General features: G+C 60.9%; 9 protein-coding genes. 7 read left to right on the top strand and 2 right to left on the bottom strand.

All coding sequences use genetic code 11. From position 1 onward, the window contains the following. Positions 1-3 precede the first annotated feature (3 nt). On the bottom strand, positions 4-1650 hold the full coding sequence (gene mdcA / locus I6F33_RS07445; RefSeq protein WP_225125586.1) for a malonate decarboxylase subunit alpha: 1647 nt from the start codon (positions 1648-1650) through the stop codon (positions 4-6). Positions 1651-1760: 110 nt separating this feature from the next. On the opposite strand from mdcA, the gene I6F33_RS07440 reads away from it, so the two are divergent. The 3 genes from I6F33_RS07440 (at position 1761) to I6F33_RS07430 (ending at position 5982) form a co-directional block, all read left to right on the top strand. Further along, positions 1761-2621, top strand: coding sequence for a LysR substrate-binding domain-containing protein (locus tag I6F33_RS07440; protein ID WP_036000125.1), 861 nt, complete (start codon positions 1761-1763; stop codon positions 2619-2621). Positions 2622-3202: 581 nt separating this feature from the next. Next, positions 3203-4174 carry an ABC transporter substrate-binding protein gene (locus I6F33_RS07435; protein ID WP_225141768.1) on the top strand — a complete coding sequence of 324 codons (972 nt, stop codon included), beginning with the start codon at positions 3203-3205 and terminating at the stop codon, positions 4172-4174. An 8-nt stretch (positions 4175-4182) separates the two neighbouring features. After that, positions 4183-5982: an adenylate/guanylate cyclase domain-containing protein gene (locus I6F33_RS07430; protein WP_225141766.1), complete on the top strand. Its 1800-nt coding sequence runs from the start codon at positions 4183-4185 to the stop codon at positions 5980-5982. A gap of 19 nt (positions 5983-6001) precedes the next feature. Here I6F33_RS07430 and I6F33_RS07425 read toward each other — a convergent pair whose 3' ends face one another. Then, entirely contained in the window at positions 6002-6901 is a 900-nt protein-coding gene (locus I6F33_RS07425) for a DMT family transporter (RefSeq protein WP_225141764.1), read from the bottom strand. 767 nt (positions 6902-7668) lie between these two features. On the opposite strand from I6F33_RS07425, the gene I6F33_RS07420 reads away from it, so the two are divergent. From I6F33_RS07420 to I6F33_RS07405, 4 genes are all read left to right on the top strand, one after another. Beyond that, positions 7669-11439, top strand: a complete 3771-nt coding sequence (locus I6F33_RS07420) for a vitamin B12-dependent ribonucleotide reductase (protein ID WP_225141762.1) — start codon at positions 7669-7671, stop codon at positions 11437-11439. Positions 11440-11617: 178 nt separating this feature from the next. After that, positions 11618-12619, top strand: a complete 1002-nt coding sequence (locus I6F33_RS07415; RefSeq protein WP_225141759.1) for a TIR domain-containing protein — start codon at positions 11618-11620, stop codon at positions 12617-12619. A 119-nt stretch (positions 12620-12738) separates the two neighbouring features. Next, the gene (locus I6F33_RS07410; protein WP_225141757.1) at positions 12739-13281 is read left to right on the top strand and encodes a hypothetical protein; all 543 of its coding nucleotides are present in this window, start codon (positions 12739-12741) and stop codon (positions 13279-13281) included. Between the two features lie 201 nt (positions 13282-13482). Then, positions 13483-14292, top strand: a complete 810-nt coding sequence (locus tag I6F33_RS07405; RefSeq protein WP_225141755.1) for an Mbeg1-like protein — start codon at positions 13483-13485, stop codon at positions 14290-14292. The last annotated feature ends 196 nt before the right edge of the window (positions 14293-14488 follow it).

Here is a 14488-nt window from a genome sequence, read left to right as displayed (position 1 = left end):
TCCTCAAGCTTGGGCGGTGACGGCGCGGCGGAACTTGGCCGGTGGCGCGTAGAGTCCGCTCGAGGCGGCCACGAGGTCATCGATCGTCTTGGCGGCGAGCAGATCGCGCGTCGCCGTGCCGACGTCGATGCCAAGGTCTGCCGGAAACATCACGATGCCGCGACGGCGGAGGCTCTCGGTTGTGTCAGGCGATTGGCGCTTGCCAAATTCGGTGTCGCCGGCGATCGCGCGCAATGCCGCCTCGCGATCTTGCGGTGATCGGCAGCGCAACAGGTTCGCCACGGCCTTCTCGGTGATGACATGGCTCACGTCGTCGCCATAGATCATCACCGGCGGCAATGCGAAGCCGGCGGAGGCGGCCAGATCGAACGCGTCCAGACGCTCGACAAAACTGGGCGTGCCGTTTGGCTGATGGGTCTGCACCATCTGCACCACAAGCTTGCGCCCGCGTAAGGGATCGCCTGCTTCCTGACCGGCGCGAAGCCAGGTGGGGCTGTCGTGGCGACGACCGCGTGCATCCGCGCCCATGTTCGGCGCACCGCCGAAGCCTGCGATCCGGTCTTTTGTGGCCGTCGAACTGTTGCCTCGCGCGTCGATTTGCAGCGTGGCGCCAACAAACATGTCGCAGGCATATTGTCCGGCGACCTGCGCCAGTGCCCGGTTCGACCGCAGGCTGCCGTCGGCGCCGATCGGGAATATATCGGCGTGCTTTGCGACGTAGCGCTCCATACCGAGCTCGGAGCCGAAGCAATAGACGCCGTCGACGAAGCCGGCTTCGATCGCCGGGATCAGGGTCGGGTGCGGGTTGAGCACGAATTGGCTCGCGATCTTGCCCTTCAGGCCACGCCGGGCGGCAAATGTCGGGAGGATCAGCTCGATCGCCGCGGTGGCGTAACCGATGCCGTGGTTGAGCCGCCGGACCTCAAATGGCTCATAGACCGCAGCAATCGCCATCATCGCCATCAGCACGTTCTCGTCCCTTACCTTGGCGGGGTCGCGCGTGAACAGAGGCTCGATCGCGTAAGGCTTTGGGCTCGGTATGACGAAATCGACCCAGTCGCCGGGGACGTCTACTCGCGGCAACCGGTCAACGATCTCGTTGACTTGCGCCACGACAATGCCGCCGCGAAAGGCCGCGGATTCGGCGATGGTCGGCGTGTCTTCGGTGTTGGGACCGGTGTAGAGATTGCCGTTGCGGTCGGCCTTGTCGGCGACGATCAGCGCCACGTGCGGCGTCAGGTCCACCAACATCCGAGCATAGAGCTCGAGATAGGTATGGATTGCGCCGATCTTCACCGTGCCGCTGCCGACCAGTTCGGCGAGCTTGCGGCTCTGCGGACCTGCGAAGGCAAAATCGAGCCGATTGGCGACACCGCGCTCGAACACGGCGAGATGATCGGGCAGCGCCAGCACCGACTGCACCATGTGCAGATCGTGAATCTGCGCCGGATCCACGCTCGTCAGGGCGGCGGCAAGAAAATCGGCCTGCTTCTGATTGTCGCCCTCGATGGCAACGCGGTCGCCCGGCTCGATGATCGCTTCGAGCAACTCGGTCGCGCGCTCGGCAGGGCAGAGCTTTTCAGAGCAGATCGTGGCGGCCCGAGCTAGCCTCGCGGAGCGATCCGCTCCCCGTCGTGATGTGGCGTGCATGATGAACCTCCTTCGCTCGACGCTGTCTTCGATGCAGAAGTAGGTGACCAGTATTGATTATAGAAACGATATTTTGTAATATGATTGATCATGAATTTGGATCAATCGGCATGCTGGAATTCGAGCTTTTGCGTTCCTTTGTTGCCGTCGCGGATTGCGGCGGCTTCCACCGCGCCGCCGAACGGCTCAATCTGACGCAGTCGACCATCAGCCAGCAGGTCAAGCGATTGGAGCTTGAAACCAAACGTCCGCTGTTCCGGCGCACGACCCGCAGCGTCGCGCTGACCGACGATGGAGAGATGCTGCTGGGTGACGCCCGTCGTCTGTTGCAACTCGAGGAGGCGGCCCGCCATCGCCTGTCAGCGCCGCGTTTGTCAGGAGCCGTGCGTCTTGGAGTGGTCGAGGAAGTCGCCGGCGGCTCGCTGCCATCGGCGCTGGGACGCTTCGCCATGTTGCACGCGAGCGTGAAGCTCGAGGTGCAGATCGGCGTTAGTGCGGAATTGATCGAGCAGTTGAACAAGGGACGACTCGACGTCGTGTTCGCTAAGCGTCCGCTCGGTACGTCGCGTGGGCGCCTGGTCTGGCGCGAACCCATGGTCTGGGCCGCCGCCGACGCGTTTGATCTGGTTCCGGGCGCGGTGCTGCCGCTGGCGCTCTATCGCGAGCGGTCAGTATCGCGTGAGGCAGCGCTCGCCGCGCTAAATGACAGCGAACTGACGTGGGAGATCATCTATACCAGCCCCAGCCTGACAGGTGTGCGCGCGGCGGCGCTCGCTGGTCTCGCCATCACGCCGCTTCCCGCGAGCGCGGTCATTGCAGGTTTGCGCATTCTGGGATCGCAAGAGGGGCTGCCGCGCCTTCCTGACCTTGAGTTCGCAATCTATGAGAAAGCCCGGCCCGAAAAGGCCGCGGCGGCGCTGGCCGCAGCGCTTCTGGCACTTGGGCAATCGCCAGCGCGCCCGACGATTTAGCGCCATATGTTCCGTTGCGGGTCCAAACCCCAGGGTACAGATTGGTTCATCTCGCAATGATGAGGATCCGTCAGGCGGTATTGAGCGCATCGGTCTCATGACGGCTCTGGGTCACAAGCAGTGATGCTCTGGCAGATCAGAATATCTCCGCTCGTCCCTCAGGAGCGAACATTGCCTTTATGAGCCCCTAGCCCGTATGCGTACACGCGCTAGCCCGTGAGTTGCCGAAGGCGCTGAAGTCACCCAATCTATGAGGTCGTGGGCACTGGCTCAGGATGTGAGTTCCAACTGTCCTTTTGAGGCGCCATAACTAGCCCGGATCCGCGCTGGAGGTGTTCAGACACCGCGCGATGCAACGCGCAAGGCCGTTTTGGTCTTAACCGGGCCGGTCTCAAGTAAAAATCAAGCGCATCTCAAGGACAAATCGTCTCGCCAGCCCAGTCTCTGAGCATGCTCACGAGGACAAATGTCGGAGCCGGTGGCGCGACAGTCCGCTTGCGGAGCGCAGCAGTCATCAGACGCACAGCTAGGATCTTGGTCTGCGGCCGGAACTGCAAGGCCCAGCTTCGACAGGTGCTCGCATGAAAAGACGAGAGTTCATCTTGTTGATCGGTGGAGGACTGGCCTGGCCTGCGATCGCACGGGCGCAGGGCGGAGCCAAGCTGCATCGAATCTTCTGGGTCTCGACTGAGTCCGAACCGGATCCCTTCCTGGACGGCTTTCGCGATGGAATGCGCGCCCTGGGATATGTCGAAGGCAAGACCGTAACCTTCGAGACGCATTATGCCCCTGGAAATCCGCAGGCACTGCGGAAGATCGTCTCCGAGCTGCAGCGAGGGGATGTCGACCTTGTGGTCTCGAGCGGTCCGGCGACACGCGGCATGACTGCAATCACCGACATCCCAGTGCTGTTTGCATTGAGCGGCGACCCCGTCGCTTTGGGTGTGGTGAAGAGCCTTGCTCACCCCGGCACCAATTTCACCGGCAGCACATTCCTGTCGCTCGAGCTGGCAGGAAAGCGCGTTGAGCTGCTCAAGGACATTTATCCAAAGCTGCGAAAACTGGCGGTCCTCTCGAACACGGATCATCCGGGAGAGCCGCTGGAATGGCGTGCGACGTTGGAGTCGTGCCGAAACCTTGGGATAGAGGCAGCCTACGTTCCGTTCTGCGGCGCGCGCGAAATCGAGAATGGGTTGAAGGCTGCCGGCAAGGTGGACGCGGATGCTCTCCTCGTGTTTCCCGATGCTGTGACGCTGGTGCATCGTGCGAAGATTGCGGAGCTTGCAATTGCGCACCGGCTGCCTTCGATGTTTGGCTGGTCTGAATATTGTGACGCTGGAGGTCTCTTGAGTTACGGCGCAAACCAGCGCACGACCTATTTTCGGCTTGCCACTTATGCCGATCGCATCCTGCGCGGTGAATATCCGTCAGATCTTCCGGTGATGCGTCCCGAGAAGTTTGAACTGGCAATCAATATGAAGACAGCCAGGCTTCTGGGTATCAAGCTGGATGTGTCGTCGATCCTGTTTCGCGCCAGCAAGGTGATCTCCTGAGAGTAGCTATGAAGGACGGTGCTGCGCAGCCCTCTTCGTGTACGATGCCTCCGCGTCGCTCGCTGTTCTGCAAGTACTTCGCGACGTTGTTTGTCGCTGCGGTCGTGCCTCTGATACTCGGCGCGGCCGTCGAGGCTTCTTTCGGTTACCGAGACCAGCGTCGCCAGATCAGCGCGGTGCTGCAGGCCGATGCTCGCGCGGCGTCCGACAGGATCGAGGCGTTCACCGATGGCATGCGAGATCAGCTGGGTTGGATGGTGCAGCTTCCCTGGTCTGCCGGAGACGATGCGCAACATAAGATCGATGCCTTGCGTCTCCTCCAGCAGGTGCCTGCAATCGTTTCGGTTTCGCTTCTGGATGAGACCGGCACCGAACGGGTCTTTGTTTCCAGGCTGCTTCTGAACAGGACCGGGCGCGGCATCGATATGTCTGCGGATCCCGCTGTTCTGGGCGCACGCGGCAACAAAGTCTGGTACGGACCGGTTCAGTACCAGCAAGATTCAGAGCCCTATATGAGGATCGCGGTTGCCGGGAGCCTGCCGGCCGCAGGGATTGCGATCGCCGAGGTCAATCTGAAGCTGATCTGGGATGTCATCGCAGCCATTAGAATCGGCGAGACCGGCTACGCCATTGTCGTCGATGATTCCGGTCATCTGATCGCACATCCCGATATCAGCCGGGTTCTGCGCGGCCGCGCCAGCTCCGGCAGTTTTGGCCGGATCAAGCATCTCGTTGGCGCGGCAAGCGGAGCGGCGGTGATAACCGGGGAGCGAGGCAACCCGGTGGTGGCGCTATCCGTTCAAGCCGCCGATGTGGGATGGACGGTGATCGCGATGCAGCCAGCGGCGGAAGCCTTTGCATCAATTCGGGCTGCCTTGTGGCGCTCGTCAATTCTCATTGCCTTTGGTGTTCTTGTCGCGCTGGCGCTCGCCTATTGGCGCGCGCACAGAATGTCCGGTCCGATCAAGCAACTGGAAGAGGGCGTGGAGCGGATTAGAACCGGACAATTCGAGCATCGCATCAAAATCTTCAGCGGTGACGAGTTGCAGCAGCTGGCGTTGCGCTTCAATGAGATGGCTTCTGAACTGGCGGTCTCGCAGCAAAAATCTGCGCGGATCGATCGGCTGAAGCAGTTCCTGCCGTCACAGGTCGCCGAGTTGGTCGAGCATTCTCACGAACTGCTCGAAGGGCAGCGACGTGAAGTGGCTGTCATTTTTGGCGACTTGCGCGGCTTCACGGCGTTCTCCACGCGCAATGAACCCGATGTCATCATGGCCGTCATGCGAGAGTACTACGAGGCCGTCGGCGCCGTGACGACTCGTCACGAGGCAACGCTCATCGGCTTTGATGGCGACGGAGTCATGCTGCTGGTCAATGCCCCGATCGCATGCGAACAGCCGGCAACTCAAGCGGTCCGCCTCGCGATCGACCTGCAAATGACGGTTCAGGCCCTTGCCGGCAAATGGTGTGACGCCGGCCACGCGATCGGCTTTGGTGTGGGCGTTGCCATGGGACCGGCAACGGTAGGAACGGTCGGTTACAACGGTCGGCTGGATTACACGGCGATGGGAGCCGTGGTGAATTTGGCGTCGCGGCTCTGTAATCTCGCAAAGGACGCGCAGATCCTGGCTGATCCCACGATCGCTGGAAGAGTAAGGGATAGCGTCCCGATGGCATCGCTCGGACAGCGGACCATCAAAGGCTACGACCAGGCTCTCGAGGTCTTTGCCGTCGCACCTGCTGACCTGCCGTTGAAACCGCCGGGCCCGGCACAACGCCGGCGAGAGAAAGAACCTCAGGACCACTGATACCCCGACCTCCGGACGGCTACCCCCGTGTCGCCAGCACCACCGCGGCCAGCGTAAACACCAGCCCCGCGATCTGCCCTGCCCCGAGCGGCTCGCCAAGCGCGACCGCCGAGGCCACGACGCCGATCACCGGCACCGCCATGGTGCCGATCGCGGCGACCGAGGCCGGCAGGCGCGCCAGTGCTGCGAACCAGCTGACATAGGCGATGCAGAACTGCCCCACGACCGAATAGACCAGCAGCCACCAGCCGAGCGGCGTCACATGCGACAAATGCGTCGTCTCGATCAGGAGGCCGACGATCGAGATCGGCAGGCAGCCGATCCCGATCTGCCAGGCTGCCGCCGTGAGCGGCGGCAGGTGAATCGGGTACTTCTTCGAGAGCACGGTGCCGAGGGCAAAGCCGAACGCACCGACCAGCACCATGATGATGCCCGGCAGCTTTTCCGTGCTGGCGGCAAGGCCGTTGCCCCCCATGATCGAGGCAAGCCCTGCGAAAGCCAGCACCAGCCCAAGCGTGCGCAAGACCGTCGGCCGCTCGCCCAGGACCGGCCAGGCGAGGATCGAGGCCCAGACCGGCATCGTATAGGCGATCAGCGCCGCCTCGCTCGCCGGCAGCCAGAGCAGTGCCAGCCCCATCAGCACCATCCAGCAGGTGACGTTGAGCGCGGCCGAGGTGAGCAGGCGCGGCCAGATCGCGCCCTCCACGTACAGGCTTTGCCGCCGGATCACCGCAAGCAGCGCCAGCAGCAGCGCGCCGAGCACACCGGTGACCCCGCGCAGTGTCAGAGGCGGCAGCTCGGCAAGTAGGAATTTCGTCACCGGCCAGTTGAAGCCCCAGCCGATCGAGGTGATCGCAAGGAACATCAGGCCGGCCGGGGCGATGCGCGGCCGCACGCCCGGCGTCGTCGAATCAAGCATGTCGGCTAGTCCGGCAAATCGGGCGGTCACCTTGGCCCGGATTCGCGGGTCCCACCACCGCTTTGGCGGGCATGCCTGCCCTCACCGTCCGTAGGGCTACGTGAGTCCTGCTGACGCAATCCCATTGCTCAAAAATATACCTGCCCTGTGAACAGCGGGATGAAGGCCCCGCGTCATCACGGCATGCAAATTTTTTCAGTTGGGAATCCCTGAGGACTCACTGATACTTGGGTCCACGACAGGCGCGGCGAAGACCCCTGTTATCCCCCGCAATCCACCATATTTAGTATTTGATTCAGGAACTCGCACTAGTTCTTGACGGGCGCAGCGGAGAGTCCTAGCTTTCGGTCCGTTCGGCGCGAGTGAGTTTGCGTCCCGCCGGCACTCCCCCAAAGGGTCTCGCAAATTTCAGCTCCGCCAGCCGGCCAAAGGCTGCGGATGAGGGCTTGTCTGCCCTCGGAATGCAGGCTCTTCGGGGCGCCAGAACGGGCCGGCAACAGGCTCGGATGGCATCGATGACGAAGTGACGTTGTGGGGCGTTGAACGCATGTCGCGCACATCCCCTTGGGGGCGGATGGGTGTGGACATGCCGGCGGGATGATCGATGCGACGCATCGAGCTCGCGCCGGGAAAAAACAGGGCCGGATCCACCGGCTGAACTGCGGTGCTCCAAGGCCGAACGGCCGAAGGCGCCGCGAATGCAATGACGACCCGGCACGCCCACAACGAGGGGCGGGACCGGTCAAAGAAAAGGACGGGGCAAGACCATGCGGATTGAGCGGCGCCACACCACTGCGGGACAGTCACCTTATGCGGGAATCGAATTCCGCCTGACCACGTCGGAGATTCGCAATCCCGACGGCTCGGTCGTGTTCAAGCTCGAGAACGTCGAGGTCCCGGCCGAGTGGTCGCAGGTCGCCTCCGACGTGCTGGCGCAGAAGTACTTCCGCAAGGCCGGCGTTGCCGCGCGCCTGAAGAAGGTCGAAGAGGAATCCGTCCCCTCCTTCCTGTGGCGCTCCGTGCCCGACACCGAGGCCCTCGCCGCTCTCCCTGAGAAGGAGCGCTATGTCAGCGAGCTCTCGGCCAAGCAGGTGTTCGACCGCCTCGCCGGCTGCTGGACCTATTGGGGCTGGAAGGGCGGCTATTTCACCAGCGACGACGACGCCCAGGCCTTCTATGACGAGCTCCGCTACATGCTCGCCATGCAGATGGTCGCGCCGAACTCGCCGCAATGGTTCAACACCGGCCTGCACTGGGCCTACGGCATCGACGGCCCCGGCCAGGGCCATTATTACGTCGACCCCTTCACGGGCAAGCTGACCAAGTCCAAGTCGGCCTACGAGCATCCGCAGCCGCATGCCTGCTTCATCCAGGGCGTCGGCGACGACCTCGTCAACGAGGGCGGCATCATGGACCTCTGGGTCCGCGAAGCGCGCCTGTTCAAATATGGCTCCGGCACCGGCTCCAACTTCTCGCGCCTGCGCGGCGAAGGCGAAAAGCTCTCCGGCGGCGGCCGCTCGTCCGGCCTGATGAGCTTCCTCAAGATCGGCGACCGCGCCGCCGGCGCGATCAAGTCGGGCGGCACCACGCGCCGCGCCGCCAAGATGGTCGTCGTCGATGTCGATCACCCCGACATCGAGACCTATATCGACTGGAAGGTGAAGGAGGAGCAGAAGGTCGCCGCCCTCGTCACGGGCTCCAAGATCAACCAGAAGCACTTGAAGGCCGTGCTGAAGGCCTGCGTCAACTGCGAAGGCTCGGGCGACGATTGCTTCGACCCCGAAAAGAACCCTGCCCTGCGCCGGGAAATCAAGCTCGCCCGCCGCAGCCTCGTGCCCGACAATTACATCAAGCGCGTCATCCAGTTCGCCAAACAGGGCTACAAGGACATCCAGTTCGACACCTACGACACCGACTGGGATAGCGAAGCCTATCTCACGGTTTCGGGGCAGAACTCCAACAACTCGGTCTCGCTCAAGGACGACTTCCTGCGCGCGGTCGAGACCGACGGCGACTGGAATCTCAACGCCCGCACCTCGAAGAAGGTGACGAAAACGCTGAAGGCGCGCGATCTCTGGGAGAAGATCGGCTACGCCGCCTGGGCCTCGGCCGATCCGGGCCTGCACTTCAACACCACGATGAACGACTGGCACACCTGCAAGGCGTCCGGCGACATCCGCGCGTCCAATCCGTGCTCGGAATACATGTTCCTGGACGACACAGCGTGCAACCTCGCCTCGGCGAACCTGCTGACGTTCTACAACACCGACACCAAGCGCTTCGACGTCGAGGGCTATGAGCACCTCTGCCGGCTCTGGACCATCGTGCTGGAAATCTCCGTCATGATGGCGCAGTTCCCGTCGAAGGCGATCGCCGAGCTTTCCTACGAGTTCCGCACGCTCGGCCTCGGCTACGCCAATATCGGCGGCCTGCTGATGACCATGGGCCTGCCCTACGACTCCAAGGAAGGCCGCGCGCTCTGCGGCGCCCTCACCGCTGTGATGACCGGCATCACCTACAAGAGCTCCGCGGAGATCGCCGCCGAGCTCGGCACCTTCCCCGGCTACAAGAAGAACGCCGCGCACATGCTGCGCGTGATCCGCAACCACCGCCGCGCCGCGCACGGCCAGTCGAACGGCTATGAGGCGCTCAGCGTCAACCCGGTGCCGCTCGACCTCGTCTCCTGCCCGCAAGCCGACCTCGTCGGCCATGCCCAGGCGGCCTGGGATGCGGCGCTCGAGCTCGGCGAGAAGCACGGCTATCGCAACGCCCAGACCACGGTGATCGCGCCGACCGGCACGATCGGCCTCGTCATGGATTGCGACACCACCGGCATCGAGCCCGACTTCGCGCTGGTCAAGTTCAAGAAGCTGGCCGGCGGCGGCTACTTCAAGATCATCAACCGCGCCGTGCCGGCAGCGCTCCGCGCGCTCGGCTATCGCGAGAGCGAGATTGCCGAGATCGAGGCCTACGCCGTCGGCCACGGCTCGCTGGCGAACGCCCCCGGCATCAACGTCACCACGCTGAAGGCCAAGGGTTTTACCGATGAAGCCATCGCCAAGGTCGAGAAGGCCCTGCCGACCGCGTTCGACATCAAGTTCGCCTTCAACAAGTGGACCTTTGGCGAAGACTTCATCCGCGACCAGCTCGGCATCGGCGCTGAAGCCATTGCAGCCCCCGGCTTCGATCTGCTCCAGGCCGTCGGCTTCACCAAGCGCGAGATCGAAGCGGCCAACGTCCACATCTGCGGCGCGATGACGGTGGAAGGTGCCCCGCACCTCAAGGCCGAGCACTATCCGGTGTTCGACTGCGCCAATCCCTGCGGCAAGATCGGCAAGCGCTACCTGTCGGTCGAGAGCCACATCCGCATGATGGCGGCGGCGCAGCCCTTCATCTCGGGTGCGATCTCCAAGACCATCAACATGCCGAACGACGCCACGGTGGAGGACTGCAAGTCCGCCTACATGCTGTCGTGGAAGCTGGCGCTGAAGGCCAACGCGCTCTATCGCGATGGCTCCAAGCTCTCCCAGCCGCTCAACTCGCAGCTCATCAGCGACGACGAGGACGAGGACGATGCGGTCGAGCTGCTGCACGAAAAGCCCATGGCGGCTCGCGCCACGCATGTGGCCGAAAAGGTCGTCGAGAAGCTGGTCGAGCGCATCGTCGTGATGCGCGAGCGCGAGAAGATGCCCGATCGCCGCAAGGGCTACACCCAGAAGGCGGTCGTCGGCGGACATAAGGTGTATCTGCGCACCGGCGAATACGATGACGGCCGTCTCGGCGAGATCTTCATCGACATGCACAAGGAAGGCGCGGCGCTGCGCTCCTTCATCAACAACTTCGCTATCGCGGTGTCGCTCGGCCTGCAATACGGCGTGCCGCTCGACGAATATGTCGACGCCTTCACCTTCACCCGCTTCGAGCCGGCGGGCCCCGTGCAGGGCAACGACAGCATCAAGTACGCGACCTCGATCCTCGACTACGTCTTCCGCGAGCTCGCGGTGAGCTATCTCAGCCGCTTCGACCTCGCCCACGTCGATCCCAACGAGACGGGCTTTGACGCGCTCGGCAAGGGCGTCGAGGAAGGCAAGGAGCCGGACGAGGACGGCGGCCAGCACGCGACAAAACTGGTCTCGCGCGGCCTCACCCGCTCGCGCACGGACAACCTCGTCGTGATGCGCGGCGGCTCGGCCGCGGTCAGCCAAGGCAACGACAGCGCGCCATCAGGCGGCAGCCGGGTCACCGCGCTGGCCGCCCACGGCGCTAGCGCCCGCGTCGGCGACGCCATCGAAGGCGCCGTCGCGCTGAAGCAGGAAGCCCAGCACGATCTGTCTCCGACGGAGAAGCTCGAGCAGCTGCAATGGAGCAAGGCCGGCACCGCCGCGACCGCAGCTCCGACCAAGGCCGAGCGCCGCGCCGAAGCCAAGGCCAAGGGCTACGAGGGCGAGATGTGCAGCGAGTGCGGCAACTTCACGCTGGTGCGGAATGGGACGTGCATGAAGTGCGATACGTGCGGAAGCACGACGGGGTGTTCGTGAGGGATATGGACCACGACAAGGAACCTCATACCCGGGCTTGACCCGGGCCTCCACGGAGGGCGGCCGGAGGGGCCGCCCTTTCCATTTATGGCTTTTCCAAAGTCGATCGTTGTGACAACCTAGGAGCGTATTGCAGCATTCAGGATCTTTTTTGACCCATACGATTAGGAGTTGGATCGTGACCAACCAACCCGACGCCTTCCTAAGCTACACACGACTTGATGATGAGTTCTTCGGTGGCGCAATCACATCTTTGCGGAAACTCATCGAACTCGGCGTCCAAGTAATTGCCGGGCAGAAGAACTTCAAAATCTATCAAGATGTTGACGGACTAGAGTTCGGCGAGCAATGGCAGAAGGGCCTCAATCAGGCCGTTGCTAGCGCAAGATTTCTTGTTCCGGTTGTAACTCCCCTTTTCTTCCAGAGCGAAGCCTGCCGTGATGAATTGAAGAAGTTCATTACTCACGAGAGTGAACAAGGACGTGACGACTTGATACTGCCGATCTATTTCGTCACGGTACCGGCTCTCGAGAAACGGGAACTGCTCCGCGACGATCCACTTGCAGAAGTTATTGCATCGCGCCAACGCTATGACTGGCGCTCTAAAGCTGACCTGCCGATCAATGACCCCCAAGTCAAGGCTTCGGTCAGACAGCTATCGGAGAAGATCGGCGTTGCTCTTGCTCGCGTTCGGAAAGACTCAGCAACAAGAGCTCGCCCAATTGCTCCCCCTAAGAGAGTTACGGAACGGAATCAGGTGGCGGCGCTTTCTCGGGCGTCCGACGTCATTCGCAACGAGGAACCACAGAGAAAATCGACGAAACTCAAACGGATCCTCTGGGTCGATGATAGACCAGACAATAATGTCTACGAGCGTCGCGCGTTGGAAGCATACAACGTTGAATTCGAGTTGGCAGAGTCGACCGGTGAAGCTCTCGCTAAGCTGAAGAACACGCAATTCGACGCCATCATAAGTGATATGGGTAGACCGCCAGACGCTCAAGCCGGCTACACACTTCTTAATTCCCTGCGAAAGAGCGGCAACCTCACACCGTTCTTTATCTACGCTGGCTCAAACAGTCCTGAGCATCGGCGCCTCGCCTTAAGCAAAGGAGCACAAGGCTCTACAAATAGAGCCAACATATTGATCAACGACGTTCTGAACTCGCTGAACGGTTAGCCTGTAGGATGGGTAGAGCGGAGCGAGACCCATCGGCGGCCAGACAACTTTGGGCTTCGCAAGGGCTCCATCCATACTACGGATTACGCACACTTTTTATTTCGACTGAGAAAATCCAAATGGATATCAAGTATTGGGCAACCGTGGCTGAACTAATTCAGCATGTTATCACGCCTGGCGCGCTCATCGTCGGCGGCATCTGGGCTTACCGACGCTATATCGTTGAAGAGAGCAATTATCCGCACATCGAGACGTCCGCCGAGATTTCTTTCATAGGGCAACAGGGTGACGTCTGGATCGTTGAGGTGATCGCTGTCCTAACCAACAAGGGCAAGGTCCCACACAAGGTACAGAAGTTCGGATTCGATCTTGCAGCGATCTATGCCGATGAGATCGTCGATGTGTCCAAAAAACATGACGGGCAGGTCAATTTTCCGCATCGGGTCGCGAAAGCCTCGTTCCTAGGAGACTTTGAGTACTACACGGTTGGGCCATCTTTGGTCGCGAAGTACTCCTACGTCGCGCGGGTCCCGAAAAAGGCAACGTTTCTCATTTTGCACTGTTCATTTAATTATGCCGACGGGCGCGGCTTCAGTCATTCCATGGAAAAAACTGTACGCGTGCCTCACAAGCCTCCAGAGGCAGCCCATAGCAACCATTAAATGGCGGCGTTCCCATTGCGGATAAGCAGCATGACATCTTGTCACACCGGCCATGGCGCATGAGCTAGAAGCGCCCGCTTGCGCTCCCGCACAGGTTGCGGTTTGATAGACTCAATATTTGATATCGATGATCTGATTGAACGGCAATTTCTGCAGTTTGGCGGGGCAACGGGGAAACGCATCTTTCGATGATCGACATTGATGGATTGCGCTCTGCTCCACGGTTTCAACAAGCCAGTGACTTTGGGGGAAAGCATGGTTAGAGCAATAACAATTGGAGACGCCAACGCATACGCATTGCAGGCAATGATGTGCTCACGCGCCTATGCCGGCGACACTAACCGAGCTCTATTTCCCGTTGAAGAACTTGGATGGGATAAGGTGGGATTTCCTGGATACCCGTCCCCTTCGATCCACGAAAATTCATACTTCCCCAAATCTATCCTCGGGAAGATATTCTCAAACTTGCAGTTCGACATTTGGGAAAAACAAAATTCGAAGGAAACGATAGTTGCCTTCCGAGGAACCGATGAAAAGATCGACTGGATCGCCGGCAATTTCGCTTTGGGCATTTCTGTGCCCTATAAAAGCGCCAAGAAAAAGGTTAAAGAGTATTGCGATCTTAATCCCGACCGACAAGTTAGCTTGACTGGGCACTCTCTTGGTGGCGGCATCGCGCTTTCTGTGTCTGTTTGGCTTGCGCTGCCTGCTGTCGTATTCAACACCTCGCCGCGGATATTCGATGGGATGCGAAACAAGAAGAGCACCGCAGCACGCGTGGCGATATTCCAGCATGGTGATATCCTTCAATGGGTACGCACGAGATGGCTGAAATCCATTGAAGATACTACCGCCGGAAACATCATCGAGACACATTTCCGGTATCCCAAAGGAGAGAGTAATCACAGAATGAACCTGTTGGCTGAAGGAATTCTTCGTGCAGCGCACCTCCAAGCTTATGCAGACATAGCAAAGAACATCCCGGTGAAATTCCAAGTACCTCCTATGTAAAATCGCTGCGGGAATTGCGCTGACAGTGCACTAGATTCGTTCGCTATCGCCAGATCGGTAACATCGCCTAATTTTCGTATGCGCTCCGGATTAGTGCACACCGCATTCTGCCGAAATTCCTTTGCGGCTGCCCCCTTCCCACCTAAACTCCCACCCTCACCGGCATGGGTTCCGACGGGCCCGGTAGAAGCGGAGT

Origin of the sequence: Bradyrhizobium sp. BRP20, assembly GCF_020194215.1 — a bacterium.
GTDB classification, from domain to species: domain Bacteria; phylum Pseudomonadota; class Alphaproteobacteria; order Rhizobiales; family Xanthobacteraceae; genus Bradyrhizobium; species Bradyrhizobium yuanmingense.
Note: the sequence above shows the minus strand (reverse complement) of the source record. Positions and strands in the feature narration are given on the sequence as shown.

Bases quoted from the DNA above. Each gene is read 5' to 3' on its own strand.
- mdcA (WP_225125586.1), bottom strand. From the start codon at position 1,650: ATGCACGCCACATCACGACGGGGAGCGGATCGCTCCGCGAGGCTAGCT.
- I6F33_RS07440 (WP_036000125.1), top strand. From the start codon at position 1,761: ATGCTGGAATTCGAGCTTTTGCGTTCCTTTGTTGCCGTCGCGGATTGC.
- I6F33_RS07435 (WP_225141768.1), top strand. From the start codon at position 3,203: ATGAAAAGACGAGAGTTCATCTTGTTGATCGGTGGAGGACTGGCCTGG.
- I6F33_RS07430 (WP_225141766.1), top strand. From the start codon at position 4,183: ATGAAGGACGGTGCTGCGCAGCCCTCTTCGTGTACGATGCCTCCGCGT.
- I6F33_RS07425 (WP_225141764.1), bottom strand. From the start codon at position 6,901: ATGCTTGATTCGACGACGCCGGGCGTGCGGCCGCGCATCGCCCCGGCC.
- I6F33_RS07420 (WP_225141762.1), top strand. From the start codon at position 7,669: ATGCGGATTGAGCGGCGCCACACCACTGCGGGACAGTCACCTTATGCG.
- I6F33_RS07410 (WP_225141757.1), top strand. From the start codon at position 12,739: ATGGATATCAAGTATTGGGCAACCGTGGCTGAACTAATTCAGCATGTT.
- I6F33_RS07405 (WP_225141755.1), top strand. From the start codon at position 13,483: ATGGATTGCGCTCTGCTCCACGGTTTCAACAAGCCAGTGACTTTGGGG.